Source organism: Paenibacillus sp. NPDC058177, assembly GCF_042883835.1.
GTDB classification, from domain to species: Bacteria; Bacillota; Bacilli; order Paenibacillales; family Paenibacillaceae; genus Paenibacillus_AQ; species Paenibacillus_AQ agri.
This window is the reverse complement of record NZ_JBHVVB010000004.1, coordinates 119,201-133,544: the sequence shown is the minus strand read 5'-3', so window position 1 is coordinate 133,544 and position 14,344 is coordinate 119,201. Positions and strand designations below refer to the sequence as shown.

Annotated in this window: 13 protein-coding genes; 8 read left to right on the top strand and 5 right to left on the bottom strand. The window is 43.9% G+C overall.

Going from position 1 to position 14,344, the window contains the following annotated elements; translation table 11 throughout:
- The first annotated feature begins 128 nt into the window (after positions 1 to 128).
- From ACFVU8_RS17815 to ACFVU8_RS17805, 3 genes are read left to right on the top strand one after another with little or no spacing between them, the layout of a single operon-like run.
- Positions 129 to 671, top strand: coding sequence for a sigma-70 family RNA polymerase sigma factor (locus tag ACFVU8_RS17815; protein ID WP_379466636.1), 543 nt, complete (start codon positions 129 to 131; stop codon positions 669 to 671).
- Positions 664 to 1,821 carry a DUF4179 domain-containing protein gene (locus ACFVU8_RS17810; protein ID WP_387428957.1) on the top strand — a complete coding sequence of 386 codons (1,158 nt, stop codon included), beginning with the start codon at positions 664 to 666 and terminating at the stop codon, positions 1,819 to 1,821. Before ACFVU8_RS17815 ends, ACFVU8_RS17810 begins: the two co-directional genes overlap by 8 nt.
- Positions 1,822 to 1,842: 21 nt before the next feature.
- Complete coding sequence (locus ACFVU8_RS17805; protein ID WP_387428955.1) at positions 1,843 to 2,751, top strand: DUF5643 domain-containing protein; 909 nt, start codon at positions 1,843 to 1,845, stop codon at positions 2,749 to 2,751.
- Positions 2,752 to 2,857: 106 nt separating this feature from the next.
- Here the strand turns inward: ACFVU8_RS17805 and ACFVU8_RS17800 are convergent, their stop codons facing one another.
- Entirely contained in the window at positions 2,858 to 4,081 is a 1,224-nt protein-coding gene (locus ACFVU8_RS17800) for an ATP-binding protein (protein WP_387428952.1), read from the bottom strand.
- A gap of 87 nt (positions 4,082 to 4,168) precedes the next feature.
- The gene (locus ACFVU8_RS17795; RefSeq protein ID WP_387428950.1) at positions 4,169 to 4,798 is read right to left on the bottom strand and encodes a type 1 glutamine amidotransferase family protein; all 630 of its coding nucleotides are present in this window, start codon (positions 4,796 to 4,798) and stop codon (positions 4,169 to 4,171) included.
- A gap of 188 nt (positions 4,799 to 4,986) precedes the next feature.
- Here ACFVU8_RS17795 and ACFVU8_RS17790 point away from each other — a divergent pair, with 188 nt between their 5' ends.
- Positions 4,987 to 6,429: a serine hydrolase domain-containing protein gene (locus ACFVU8_RS17790; RefSeq protein ID WP_387428947.1), complete on the top strand. Its 1,443-nt coding sequence runs from the start codon at positions 4,987 to 4,989 to the stop codon at positions 6,427 to 6,429.
- A gap of 61 nt (positions 6,430 to 6,490) precedes the next feature.
- Here ACFVU8_RS17790 and ACFVU8_RS17785 read toward each other — a convergent pair whose 3' ends face one another.
- Positions 6,491 to 7,480, bottom strand: coding sequence for a zinc-binding dehydrogenase (locus ACFVU8_RS17785; RefSeq protein ID WP_387428944.1), 990 nt, complete (start codon positions 7,478 to 7,480; stop codon positions 6,491 to 6,493).
- Positions 7,481 to 7,818: 338 nt separating this feature from the next.
- Between ACFVU8_RS17785 and ACFVU8_RS17780 the strand changes: the two genes are divergently transcribed.
- Positions 7,819 to 8,673 carry a LysR family transcriptional regulator gene (locus tag ACFVU8_RS17780; protein ID WP_387428943.1) on the top strand — a complete coding sequence of 285 codons (855 nt, stop codon included), beginning with the start codon at positions 7,819 to 7,821 and terminating at the stop codon, positions 8,671 to 8,673.
- Between the two features lie 44 nt (positions 8,674 to 8,717).
- Here the strand turns inward: ACFVU8_RS17780 and ACFVU8_RS17775 are convergent, their stop codons facing one another.
- Both ACFVU8_RS17775 and ACFVU8_RS17770 read right to left on the bottom strand, forming a co-directional pair.
- The gene (locus tag ACFVU8_RS17775) at positions 8,718 to 9,581 is read right to left on the bottom strand and encodes a phosphotransferase family protein (protein WP_387428940.1); all 864 of its coding nucleotides are present in this window, start codon (positions 9,579 to 9,581) and stop codon (positions 8,718 to 8,720) included.
- A 210-nt stretch (positions 9,582 to 9,791) separates the two neighbouring features.
- The gene (locus tag ACFVU8_RS17770; RefSeq protein WP_387428937.1) at positions 9,792 to 10,535 is read right to left on the bottom strand and encodes a glycoside hydrolase family 16 protein; all 744 of its coding nucleotides are present in this window, start codon (positions 10,533 to 10,535) and stop codon (positions 9,792 to 9,794) included.
- A gap of 147 nt (positions 10,536 to 10,682) precedes the next feature.
- On the opposite strand from ACFVU8_RS17770, the gene ACFVU8_RS17765 reads away from it, so the two are divergent.
- From ACFVU8_RS17765 to ACFVU8_RS17755, 3 genes are read left to right on the top strand one after another with little or no spacing between them, the layout of a single operon-like run.
- Entirely contained in the window at positions 10,683 to 11,603 is a 921-nt protein-coding gene (locus ACFVU8_RS17765; RefSeq protein ID WP_066377994.1) for an ABC transporter permease, read from the top strand.
- A gap of 18 nt (positions 11,604 to 11,621) precedes the next feature.
- Positions 11,622 to 12,506, top strand: coding sequence for a carbohydrate ABC transporter permease (locus ACFVU8_RS17760; protein ID WP_175373456.1), 885 nt, complete (start codon positions 11,622 to 11,624; stop codon positions 12,504 to 12,506).
- A gap of 43 nt (positions 12,507 to 12,549) precedes the next feature.
- Complete coding sequence (locus tag ACFVU8_RS17755) at positions 12,550 to 14,208, top strand: extracellular solute-binding protein (protein WP_175373457.1); 1,659 nt, start codon at positions 12,550 to 12,552, stop codon at positions 14,206 to 14,208.
- Positions 14,209 to 14,344 lie beyond the last annotated feature (136 nt).

Here is a 14,344-nt window from a genome sequence, read left to right as displayed (position 1 = left end):
CTCGTATGACCAAAGTTCCGCTTTCCAAATGGATACTGAACAATTTTCAGATTTTTTTCCATGAAAATAACTTTTTGTATGACTTCTCCATCTAATCATATAGAGGGCCCTCAAGGAGGAAGAATGATTTGCTGGAAAACGAACTGGATATCAAAAAGGCGCAGAGAGGCGACCATGAGGCGTTTATCCGTCTTTTTAGGCAACTGGAATCACAGTTGTACAGATTAGCTAAGACCATTCTGATGAAAGATGAAGATTGCGCGGACGCGCTTCAGGAAACGACATTGAAGGTATACAAAGGGTTGGCCAACCTTAAACAGCCCAAGTTTTTTAAAACCTGGGTCATACGCATCCTGATTAACGAATGCAATCAGTTACTTCGCATACGCGAGCGAACGGTGGTTGTAGCGGAGATTCCCGAAGAAACGGTCGTTTCCTACGCCCATTTTGAAAATTCAGGGACTGTGGACCTGCAAAGCTTCATTAACGAGCTGGACGAATCCCTGCGGCTTGCTATCGTGCTTTTCTACTATGAGGATTTATCCATTAAGCAGATTGCGGATGTGCTTGATATCTCCGAAGGAGCGGTCAAGGCACGACTTCACCGCGCACGGCGATTGTTATCCCAACAGATACATCCTGTGCGGGAGGAGGGACTTGCAAATGAATAATAATAATTTAGAAAAGCAGCTTAGGGAGCTAGGGAGAGCTAATACAACGGAACTTCCTCCTATACTACGGTCGCGGCAGGATTCAATTTATGCATCTCTGGCCACCATTGTCCAAGATCCTCCGGAGAGGAAAAAGAAAAGAAAGGTATATCCTAAAATCGCAGCTGTGGCTGCTGCTGTATTGCTCAGTGTTATGCTAACGGCAATCTATCCGCCAGCATTGGCCAATGCGCTGAAGCAACTTCCATGGGTAGGCGGCATTTTTGAACGGGCAGATGATCTGGGGTTGCAAGCCGCCCAGCGTTTGGGTCTGATCTCCCGCCCGAACAGCAGTGATACGCATGATGGAATCACCTTGTCTGCCGAAGAGGCGGTATTTGACGGTAACCGTTTAGCATTTGCCGTGAAGGGTGAGAGTGAAGGACCGGACGTCAAGCTAACTGGAGTGACGGTAGGGGCGGATGGGAAGCCTTTTCTAGAGAAAGGCATAATCATCTCGGCAGAAATATTGATCAACGAGGCTCCCCTGGAGGATTACTCAGACGGTCGTTTGGAAGCTATGCCGGTACTAACCTGGATGGGAGGTAAGGAGGACAATACCGCTATTTTCCGGCTGGTGGATTCTTCGAATTTGGGTCTTTCCGCCAAACCGTTCCCGGACCAATTTGTACTGACTGTAACAATTGGCTTACAAGACATTGATGAGCCGTTCATTCTTAAAATCCCTGCTCGGAAGGTTACAACGAATACAATTTCCACACCTGATCTAAGCGCACAGGCAGAAGGGTGGACTATGCTGCTGCAAAAGTTAGAATACAGTCCATTAACAACTCGTCTATCGCTCATGTTTGAGCATGGGCCTGATGGAGATCCATCTTCTCTGGATGGAATATCCTTCGAAGTAAAAGATGATCAGGGAGAGGTTCTGAATTTTATATCACAAAAAAACCTTCCGTCTGCCAATGGGCCATTTCATGTCGATTTGCTTACTGAACCGTTCGACAAGTACCCTAATAGACTCACCATTCGTGCCTATCTTAATGAGTTCGAGGACCCGAACAGTAAGACTGGAGCATTCAAAATAGACAGTTCCGGCAACACAGTGAAGCATTATATCGAAGGTCTGGAGTTAAGCGTGCCAGTCCAATAATAAACTTAGGAGATGAACATTATGAGAACAAAAACAATGAAATTATCTGCATTTCTATTTGCTGCTACCGTAGGTCTGGGAGGACTGGGGATACCGGCCGCAATCCATGCAGCCGCTGTTCAACCAGCCGCTAACACGGTGCTTAATACAGCGAAAGCCTCCGATTCACACGATAAGCTTACTTTAACAGGCGTTGCACAGTTCGACGGTAACTACATCAAGATCAATTTGAGCCGTGAGGGAACCTTATATTCAGGAAACCTCGCAGGAATAACCTTAAATGCTAAAGGCGAGCCTTATCTGGCAGAAGGAACACTCATTGGGGTTGACGCAACAATATCTAAGTCTGAAGGGACCCCGTTAAAGTCACCACGCTGGATCAGTGACGGTGATGCCAACAAGGCGGTTGTTGTATTGCAAACAGGATGGTTAGATGAGAAACAAAAGGCAAGCCTGGCTTCCTCTGAATTGAGTGTTAATTTGAAACTGAACGGAGTCCAAGACCCCTATACATTGAAGTTTTCGCTCAAACAAGGAGGACTGGTGCGTAACATTCAAGCGCCTGCTCCAAAGGCAGACAAACAATTTAAAATCCAAACAAATGTAGTCGCTGTGGGAGAAGCTTCTGTGCGCATTGGATTGACGGTTACAGGAGTACCGGAGCAAGCACAGGCTATGGCATATGACATCTATGATAATCTGGGGAATAAAGTAGAATTTATTGCGAGGGAATCTGCTAAAGTTACCAAGGATACTACTTCTGAAGATCTATTGTTCGAGAAAATTCGCCCGGACGCACAATACCTGACCATCAGACCTTATGAAGCAGTGTTCGAAAACGGCAACTCCGGGGTATATAAATTGGATGCTAAGGGAGAGGTAGTTAAAAACTACAACAAGCAGCTGGAAATCAAAATCCCTCTGAAATAACCCTTGTCACAATTTAATAAATTCATACTTATCTGCAAAAAAGGGATTACCTATCCGGCTGCAAGGCCTGAGGTAATCCCCTTTTTCATTGTGCGGAAGTCTAATATTACTGGTCGTTCTTAGCTAAAAAGCGAATATTAACTGTTGTTCCGTTACCTTTAGAGCTTTTATAAAGAATCTCTCCATCATATTTTGCTACGATATTAAAACAGATCATTAACCCTAAACCAGTTCCATTACTCTTTATTGAATAAAAAGGAGTGCCTAACAACTTCACCTCAGCTTCTGACATTCCACTGCCTTCATCGATGATTTTTATCTCGACAAAATTATTATTTCTCTTTGCTGTAATCGATACGGATTTACCAACATCCGAAGCTTCTAAAGCATTTTTTATTAAATTAATGAGCAACTGCTTAAACTCAATTTTATTTATGGAAATAATGCAATCTTCCTCTACATTTATATGAATCTCATTATCAGATAGCATTGCATACGAATTGAGCAGACCTGACACACTCTCCAGAACTTCCTTCACATCGACTTTCTCTGTTGTTTGGTCTCCATTCGGTTTGGACAGTGTGAGAAATTGCGAGATAATTTGTTCTACTGTGTTCAATTCATCTATCATTAATTTGAACTTGTTTTTGATAGGATCACTAAATGAAGCATCTTCTTTGTAAAACTGCAAAAAACCTCTAACCACTGTTACCGGATTTCTGATTTCATGTGCCACAGCAGCTGTTAAATGTGCGACCATCTTTAACCGTTCAGACTGCTGTAATTGTTCATAATAAAGTTGCTGACTTCTCATTCTTCTAAAAGAAAGATAAAAAATAAGAAATAATAAGGCTTGAGTAGCTATTATATTAATAAGATTACCTATACTATCTTGATGTAAATATGCATATAAATTACCTCTATTCATATCAATCAAGAAGATATAACTAAAAGTAAGGGCTATCAATATTCCATTTACAATAAAAGAAAAATAAAACAACTTTAAATCATAAAATAGAATAGAAAGAGCAGGAATGAGGCAAATAAAAATATAGGTGGACCAAGTCTGAGGATATAAAAAGAAAAGAAGATAGAAATAAGCAAATGCTAATAAAATGATGATCTTTCTGAGAAGATGCGTTTCATGCTTAGGGTAGATCAACAAAGAAACAGATACAAAGATTACACAAAAAACATGCAAAATGTACCCAAAAGTAATCCTATCGAGCTCGGTTGTAGAAAGTATTAATCCAGCAACCATAAGGACGATGATCATCAACATTACAATATAATATGTTTTTCGATTCACCGCACTGTACAATTCTTTCATGAATTCACCACATAATTTAATTTCTAATATATTAATTATATCAGTGAGCTTCTGAAAATGGTAATAAAACTACATGAATCGACTTTTTCACTCTATTAATGACTCCATCAACTCATAGAAATACTTAGCTTCATGAGTCTTATTAAGACTGTACCAGGCTGCTAATGTTTTTGAAGAAAACACATCCAGAGCTTTCAAGACATGAACAGAAAACTCCAACGGGGCCGTTCCAGATGCAGTGATCAGGTTTCCATCCGTTACAGCAGACTCCATTTGGTAATTCTCTTCGCCCGTATAAGTGGGGCAGATCATTTTAAGAAAATCCAGATCGTTACTTGTATGCCCACGTGAATTCAGTAGCCCTGCCTGGGCAAGGCCCATCGTAGCCCCACAAATCGCAGCAACTAAAATATCTCCCAGCAAACACTTCTTGGCAATGTCTAAGATTGGTTCATGAATGGCTTCTGTCCATGTCTCTCCACCGGGTAAAATCAAGATATCTGTGCCCTCAATGCTGCACTCATCTAACTTGATGTCAGGCAGTATTTTCAATCCGCCCATGGTTGTTACTGGTGTTTTTTCATTACCCACGGTAACTATTTTTGATGGAGAGAGCCCTTTCTTATAATATCTTCCCGAATTCAATTCCGCCGTTAAGTAACCTATTTCCCAGTCTGCCATTGTGTCAAATACATAGAGGTATACCGTATGATTCATTCTCAAGCTCTCCTTATTTTACAATTCATCCATTGATACCAACCATCCGTCGGTGATCAATGATTATCACCATTATAAAAAAGCATCACTGACATCTGCTGTCAGTGATGCTATGTATTATATAATTGGATTAATATGGATTATAAATCTATAGTGAATATAACAACTAATCTTAAGGGGGCACGATATTGATTAAAGCCACTATTCAAGATCTTCCAGACAACCACGGTTTAACTTCAAAACATTTATTATCGTTCTTTAAAAAAGTCCAAGAGTCTAATTTAGATATAAATAGTTTTATTTTAATGAAAGACGGGCAGGCTATTTCTCAATTCTATCGGAAGCCTTATCGAAAGGATACACCACAATTATTATTCTCTCTTAGTAAAAGCTTTACATCTATTGCGGTGGGAATAGCTTGGGATGAAGGATACTTCGACTTACACGATAAGGTGATCTCGTTCTTCCCAGACAAACTTCCTGATCATATATCGCCTAATTTGTCACAGATGACAATACATCATCTCTTATCAATGACTGCTGGTCACCAAGATAATATTTATGGCGAAGTGGTAAAGCATACTGACTGGATAGCATCATTCCTCTCCCAAGAGGTACATCATGTGCCAGGAAGTTACTATCGATATAGTACGCACTCTACTTACATGCTATCTGCTATTGTTGAAAAAGTGACCGGTCAAAATTTAGTCGATTTCTTGATGCCTCGATTGTTCGAACCTCTAGAGATTCCCAGACCGTCGTGGGAGACTTGTCCAAAGGGGATTACAGCGGGGGGTATGGGGTTAAGTATTTCAACCGAAGGCATTGCAAGATTTGGCCAAATGCTGTTAGAGAAAGGTATGTTCAATAATAAACGAATTGTATCGGAGAAATACATTAACCTTGCCACATCAAAAAATGCTGATACGATGCGAGACGAGGATAGAATTGATTTTTCAAAAGGTTACGGTTATCAATTATTTCTATGTCGTAACGATTGTTTCATGGGTAATGGTAGATACGGACAGCTTTGCTTTGTAGCTCCTAAGGAGAGGATAGTGATCGCAGCAACCTCATGCCTACCTAGTATGAAGCATCTACAATCGCTTTTGGATCTGATATATGAATATATCCTTGGGCAAATTAATTATGAGACTTCTTCTAATTTAAAAGATGAACTTGCATTACAAAAATACCTTTCTAACATAGCCTACCCCATCCCAGTATCTAAAGATTTAATAGACAAAGAGTTAGTTTTCAAGGATGCCCGATATACTATCCACAAAAATCCTCAATGTATAGAGGAAGTCCGTTTCTCTTTCCAAAACAATCAGCTAGAGTTCCAAATGATGTACGACAACAAAGTAAATAAGGGCTATTTGTTTGAGTTCGGCACTCTTTTTCATGGACAAGGCTTATTCACGAAAGATTTGGCGCTCCACGATCAAGAAGTAGCTACTCACGCATATTGGTGTGGCGAAGATACCTTGGTGCTCACTTTGTTTTACGTTGAAACGCCCTATGTGATCAAATACAATATTTCTACTAAAAATAAAACCATTGAACTCCAATGTTCCAACAATGCATCTCTTGATACTCAAGATTACAAAATAACTGGAGTATTATTATGAAATTACAATTTAACTAACGTATGCTTCAAAAATCAATCTCCAAATGTGCAAGAGTGTCCGCTTAATCTATTCTTATTCCAATATTACCGAACTGCTCTCCCTGCTGCATTCTGTGAAATGCCTCCACTGTTTCTTGTATAGGATATACCCGATCAATGATCGGACGAAGACCGTGGCGTTCCATGAACTCAAGCATATCAGCAAACTCTTCGCTGCTTCCCATAGAGGTACCGATGATACTGATTTGCGGGAAAAATATAGACCGAACGGGGATCTCTATTCGATCTCCCGAGCTTGCGCCAAACGTGACAATACGGCCATTGGGTCTAATAATGTCAAAATAATGCGGGAACGTCGCAGGTCCGATGCTGTCGAGAATGAGATCCACGCTGTTCCCGTTCATACTTTCCTTCCAATCATCATTACTGTCAAATGCATAATTAGCCCCATATGCGAGGGCAGCTTGTCTTTTCGCCTCACTGCGTGACGTTACACTAACACGTGCTCCCGCCGCTAACGCCATCATCATGGCATAGGTCGCAACACCACCGCCGATGCCAGGAATAAGAACATGCTCCCCTTGCTGTAAGCGGCCCCTCGTGAACAGAGCCCGATAGGCGGTCAAGGCAGACAGGGGTAGCACACCCGCTTCTTCCCAAGACAGGTACGCAGGCTTGCTGATGGCATTCTGTGCAGGAATGATGATCGACTCGGCGAATGTACCTTCTGAAGGGCCACCCACAATGGCTGGAATGTGCGGAACATTGTCGACAGATTCCCATCCGAGACACGGGTTAATGATGACATCGGCACCCACTGTATGGTTGGATACACCTTCACCTACTGCTTCAATCTTGCCCGCGCCATCAGAACCCATAATCAGAGGGTCATCCTGTTCTGTCCGACCGGCCATGATGAACAAGTCCCTATGATTTAGCCCTGCCGCCTTTATCCTTACTTTCACTTCTCCAGCCCCCGGCTGTTTGTCTATCATATCTTTATATTCCAAGCCCTTCAGGCCACTTTTTCCGGCATGTACAATTGCTTTCATTATGATTACTCCTTTAATCGTTGTTAATGAATATATATAAGATGAACAGAAGAGATTAACAGAAAGTGAGGAGGAATGGAGGGGAATGATTGGAACTGTAGGAGCGTAGCGTTCGCCTTTGTCTGCTGATTTCAACCGCTAGAAGCGGTTTAATCGAAGAAATCTGGAGACAACAGCGACCGGAAGTCCAAACATTCACCGTAGTGACGACCGAGCTTTACGTTCGGATCTTAAGTTCATCGTATATAGTGAATTGTACATAGAGGACACAATCCAGTAAAATGATCAAAAATGAAGGCGACTATCATAAAGAATCATACCAGGCAGGTGGCGTGGAAATGGAAAGTGGAGATTTGAGAATATTTCAAGCCGTTGCACGCGAGGGTACCATAACCAAGGCTGCGCAAGCCTTGAACTACGTCCAGTCCAATGTGACGAGCCGAATACAACACCTTGAGGCTGAGCTGAAGCTCCCTCTCTTTCGTCGATCTAATCGGGGGATGACACTAACAGCGGCAGGTAAGAACTTGCTGGAGTATACGGATAAAATACTTACGCTGATGGACGAAGCTGTAAAATCCACACAATACTCGGAACATCCTGCGGGCCTTCTCCGCTTGGGTTCTATCGAAGCGACAGCGGTTATTCACCTGACCCCTCTTCTGACCGAGTATCATTTACGATATCCCGATGTCAATCTATCACTAGTAACGGGCGAAACACATGGTCTCTTACAAAAGGTGCTTGATTATGAGCTAGATGGAGCCTTTGTGTATGGGCCAATTGACCAGCCTGATATAGATTATATTGCGGCTTTCGACGAGGAGTTGGTGCTGATCTCACAACCGGATAAAAGCGACTTGCACGAACTACTTACGAAGCCGATGTTATTCTTCGACGTTGGATGTACACACCGGGCAAAAGCTGAACGCTTCCTAAGTGAGAGCGGGATAAGTTCTTATCAGATTATGGAGTTTGGAACATTAGAAGTAATTCTAAGTGGGGTTGCCGCCGGACTCGGCGTGTCTTTGCTACCCCAATCGTCGATTACCAAGGCGGAAGAGGCGGGAGCCATCGCTTCCCACCGTTTGCCTGAAGGGTATCGAAATTTACAGGTATGGTTTGTGCATCGCCGGGATTCGGTTTTCTCCAGTGCATTGTCAAGCTTACTTCAAATGATAGAACAGGCTTAGAAGCAAGTATTAGCTCCATTAAGCATTTTCTGATCTGGTGCCCTTTAACGAAGTTTAAAGTTTATTGGAAGTCGTTTCTCCAAAAAACATTGCAGCTCTTTGCTCTTTTCCTCTCCATTCGGAAATGAAACGATCCTGTTTAGCAGCAGCCACCTTAAAGCGGCGATGCTTTCAAATACATTCAGTTCAATATCTTCAAAGGGTTGCTGAGATAAATAGGCCGACTTGAACCAGTTATATTCATTCTCACCTAAAGATATTAACAGCAGAACAGCGGACCACGCTACATCGTAACGGATATCTCCCACTTGAACATTAGTCCAATCGATTATAGTGATCTCATGATCTTTAAGAAGAATATTCCCTAAGTTAAAATCACCATGAATTAGCCTGCGTTCTCGATCTGGATAGGTTCCTCTCAAGCTTTCCAGTATAATCATAATATCTTGATGCTGTTCAATATCGGGAAAATACTGATTTATAATTATATCAATGATTTCACCCCCGGTATCACTATCCAATCCAAGATGATGGGTTGGGGTATGGTGAATCTGATATAGAACCCTTGCAAATTGTTCAATTTGACGCTTTGATGGTTTATCGACTGGATAGCCTGAAAAATCAGTGGCTAGAACTTCTGTCCCCGTATCTATTTTTCCCCAACCAACAGGCGTTGGGACAGGTAATCCTGCAATTTGTGCATTAAATAAGAACTTATATTGTTGATGTGCTTGTGAATTAAAAAGTTGTTTCCATACCTTTAACACATACTTAGGTTCATCCTTCTTCTGCAATAACAATATATCGGCTTCAAATCCAGTTGTTATTTCACGGAAAGTAATATCCATTCCTTGATTTAGCCACTCAGCGAAAGATGGCTCTTGCTCACTCCATTGAACATTGATCACAATGAATCCCCCGATCTCTAATTCCTTTTTGGCTAATGCAAAAGGTTGCTCAGCCGTAGCTTAATTGTAAATATTAGGTGGTCATTCTTTCAACATAAAATCGAGAGGATGATCGCTACCGCTCACTGTATTAACATTATGCAAAAACAGGGCATCCCCAACATGGGTATGCCCTGGCCTTTTCAATCTAATCAATCATCAAGGTCTAGCTTATTGGTACAGCCAGATCCCCGAAACGGTCATAACCGCCGGCAGCGAAGATTCATCCACGGCTACATTGTCATACCACCCACCCACCGCAAGGTTAAGTAGCAGATAAAAAGGCTCGTCAAAAGGCGTTACGCCTGGCTCCAGACGATGCTCGGCATAGCAATGCCCGTCTACCAGCCATCGCATCTTGTCAGCGTCCCATTCCAGCGCATAATCACGAAATTGATTAATCGTTCCGTCTTCTAATTGGTAGGAGAACTCCTCAATGACTTTATGTTCCCAGTCCTTACCGTAGTGCAGCGTGCCAAAGATTTGCTGGGGCAAGCGGCCTTTCGCTTCCAGAATATCAATCTCCCCGGAGGCGGGCCAAGGTCCGTAAGCCTGGTCTTGGGGCAGCAGCCAGATGGCAGGCCATATCCCCTGCCCTACAGGCAGCTTTGCACGTACGACTAGCTTACCGTAGCAGAAAGAAAAATGGTCCTTTGTATCCAAACGGGCCGAGGTATATGCAAACTTCCGTCCCGCTAGTTCTATGCTTTCACTGCGCGCGCACAGGTTCAAACCATATTCATCGAAATACAGATTGCTGGAATGATCACTATAAAACTGCTGCTCGTTGTTGCCCCAACCCGTATCTATAGGATTGCCATTGTCATCAAGCAAGTCATTCCCGATGCGTATATTCCACTCTTTCAAATCAGCACTTTGCTTTAAGAAATTCTGCTCCCATACAAGCTTGTTCATCTTTTGCACACTCCCTTCATTTAATCACAGCATACTTAATTTCTGTGCCTGATCAACCAAATCTAAAAAAATGGGATAGGGTCCATAATCATGGGCTTTTTTTCCTATGCGCATTTTCATACGATGAAATAGAAAGGGGGACGGAACATGTTCCAATACAGAACGGGACAAATGAAAGCGCTTCTTAAGCAGTGGCAATTGCAAAGCATGGTCATTCCAGGAATCATCTGGATGTTTATCTTTTGTTATATCCCCATGTTTTGGCTCATTATTGCATTTATGGATTACAGTATCGCCAAGCCCTTATTTGATTCACCGTTTGTCGGTCTGAAGCACTTTCAGGATTTTTTGTCGGATGAGCGCTTCTGGCGTTCGATCCGTAATACCTTGGGGATGAGCAGCATCAAGCTGATCTTGGGCTTTCCCATTCCTATCTTGTTTGCCTTACTGCTTAATGAAATACGGAGTCTCCGATTTAAGCGTACGGTTCAAACCATTTCGTACCTGCCGCACTTTATTGCCTGGACGATCTTTGGCGGGATTGCGCTCAACTGGCTGGGCGAGGGTGGTGTGATCAATCAGCTGATGATGGCGATCGGAGTCCAGGAACGCGAAATCCTGTTTAACAGCGAGCCTAAGTACTTTTGGTGGATTACCTTTTTCACCGATACGCTGAAAGAAACAGGCTGGAGCGCCATTATCTACATAGCAGCAATATCCGGTATTGATCCGGGGCTGTACGAAGCGGCCGAGCTGGATGGCGCAAATCGGTGGCAGCGGATGTGGCATATTACCATTCAGAGCATACGCCCCACCATCGCTATTCTGTTCATCCTCGCTGTCAGCGGGATCCTCGGTAGTAACTTTGAGCAGATCTTTATGTTGAAGAACAACATGAACATGCGAATGGCGGAAAGCCTGGACTTGTACATCTACAACATGGGGTTGGTATCCGGGCGTCATTCCTTCTCAACAGCCGTCCTGTTCGCCCGCTCTATTGTAGCGCTAGGTTTGCTATTTTTGGCTAATTCCACAGCTAAAAAACTTACCGGCGATAGCATTTTTTAAAAGGGGGAGGACAGAGGTATGGAAAGACGCAGAAGGTTTCGGCATATTGGATTATTTGAGGTCTGCAATACCCTGCTGATGCTGGCGGTTTGCTTTTTAACACTGTACCCGATGTGGTTTGTATTCGTTAACTCGCTCAACTCGCCGCAGCAGGCATCGCTGGGTACCGTCAATTGGTTTCCCAAAGAATTATCGCTGGCCAGCTATAGTGTTGTGTTCAATGATAAGACGATGATGAATGGTTTTTACATCACTACTCTGCGCACGGTGGTCGGTACAGCGACGCATGTGCTGTTCACCGCCATTGTCGCTTACGGATTGAGCAAGTCCAATTTGATTGGCCGTAAGGCGTATATGAAAATCGCCTTGATTACGATGCTGTTCTCAGGCGGGCTGATCCCCTCGTTTATTCTCATGACGAAGCTGGGCTTATACGATAATTTCTGGGTATTTATCATTCCTTCTATGTACACTTTTTTTAATATGGTCATTTTCATGAGTTTCTTCCGTACCATTCCCGATAGCCTGGAGGAATCTGCGAAAGTAGACGGGGCTTCAGACTATGGCGTCCTATTCAGAATCGTATTGCCCAACAGCATGGCTGTTATTGCGACCATATCGCTATTTTCGGCCGTCTATCATTGGAACGATTATTACCAGGGTGTCATTTACATCCGCTCGCAGAACCTACTGCCGCTACAGACCATGCTGTACAAAATCATTGCAGAGAACTCCATGTCCTTCATGCAGCAGCAAGCGATGGCGCAATTCGGCGCTAGACTGCCCGGCAACTCTATCAAATTTGCATCCATGATGGTGGCCACACTGCCTATTCTGGTAGTTTATCCTTTCATCCAACGTTATCTGGTCAAAGGCGTGATGATTGGAGCTATCAAAGGGTAGGTGTAATACAAAAATTCAGAAGCAAAGAAAGGATGATCCTGTCATGAAACGCAATCTTCTCAAGCCAGGCTTGACCCTTGTTCTGGCTACATCCTTGGCGCTAGGTATGGCCGCGTGTAGCAATTCATCGAGCGAAAGTAGCCCGACCCCACAACCCACAGATAGTACGCAGCCGCCGAGCGAAGTCAAGCTCAATCCCGAAGAGCCTGCCTGGAAGCTGGATACCAGCCCCGTAGATTTAACCTGGTTCGTAGGTGCTAACTGGTACGGCCAAACCTGGGGCGATAGCTTAGCCTCCAAATATGTTACGGAAAAGACAGGCGTCAACATCAAGCTGGAAGTCCCCTCCGGCGAAGCCAATGAGCATGTTACCTTAATGATGACCTCCGGCAAGCTGCCAGACTTAATCTCTATGGGTTCTTGGGAAAACGCTGTCAAAAAGCTGTGGGAGGGCGATCATGTGTATGCCCTGAATGAATTGGCTGATCAGTATGATCCCTACTTCTTTAAGGTAGCTGGTGAAGGATCACTGAAGTGGTACCGGCAAGAAAATGGCAACACTTATGGCGTGCCGAATGATTCCTACAGCCCCACTCTGATGCATGAGACCGGCATGACAGCCGCTAACCAGACCTTCCTGGTTCGGAAGGATCTATATGAGGAGATGGGCAGCCCGGACCTGAGTACCCCGGAAGGTTTTTTGAACGCGCTGCAATTGCTGAAGGATAAATATCCGGAGTATAAAGGCCAGCCTATCAGCCCCTTCTTCGCACAAGGGAATGTCCCTTACGGGATGACTGAATTTCTGCAGAACCTGTTGGCCGTGCCGCATGAGCAGGACGGGAAAGTATATGACCGCGTGACCGACCCTGATTATATCGCTTGGTTGAAAACCTTCCGCACAGCTTACGAGCGCGGGCTGATTAATGTAGATTTCCTGGTGGATTCCGATACTCAGGTAGAGGAAAAAACGAATAACGCCCGTTATTTCATGATGGTCCGCGAGTGGAACGGAATGGCAGCGGTCAATCCAATGCTGGCTGCAAGCGCCAATCCAGACTCCTACTACATCGCTGTCGATGGACCTAAGAACAGCAAGGGTGACGCTCCAAAGCTATTCCCCGGCAACATGGACGGCTGGATGGTAACGATGATTAGCAAATCTACCAAAAACCCTGAGCGGGCCATCCGCTTCTTGACCTATCTGGCCAGCGAAGAAGGCCAGCGCGATTTATTCCTGGGTAAAGAAGGCGAAACATGGGAGATGGTCGGTGACAAGCCGCAGTTGAAGCCTGAAATGGTTGATTTGCAGGAAAACGATATTGAGAAAATGGAGAAGCAGTATGGCATTCTGGATACTTATTGGATGATGCGTAACCCTGTAATCATTAATCAGTGGAGACCGGCGAAAGCCCCTGTCCTTAAGCAAATGGAAGACTTCGCCAATGAGCGGGCTGATATTGATAGCGGCATCTACAAAGGTCTGGATCCACAAGGCGATTCTGATGTAGCGGTGTCCTGGGCCCGTATTGCTCAGAATTGGGAGGAAGTGATGCCTGAGCTGATTACGGCCAAGAATGAGGCTGAGTTTGATAAAGTTTTCGATAATTTCCTTGACCGCCGTAGCAGTTATGGCTTTGACAAGGTGATGGAACACCGTCAGACGGAACTGGATGCACGAAAGGCCAAAATGGCAGAGTAACATGCTTGTATTAAGATTACTACCGGTCACCGAGATGGTGGCCGGTATTCCCTTCTTCTGGGGTTCTAATCACTTGGCACAACAGCCTATTTACCTACCGGACGGTTTGTAATATATGGTATATTACAAGAGTAGG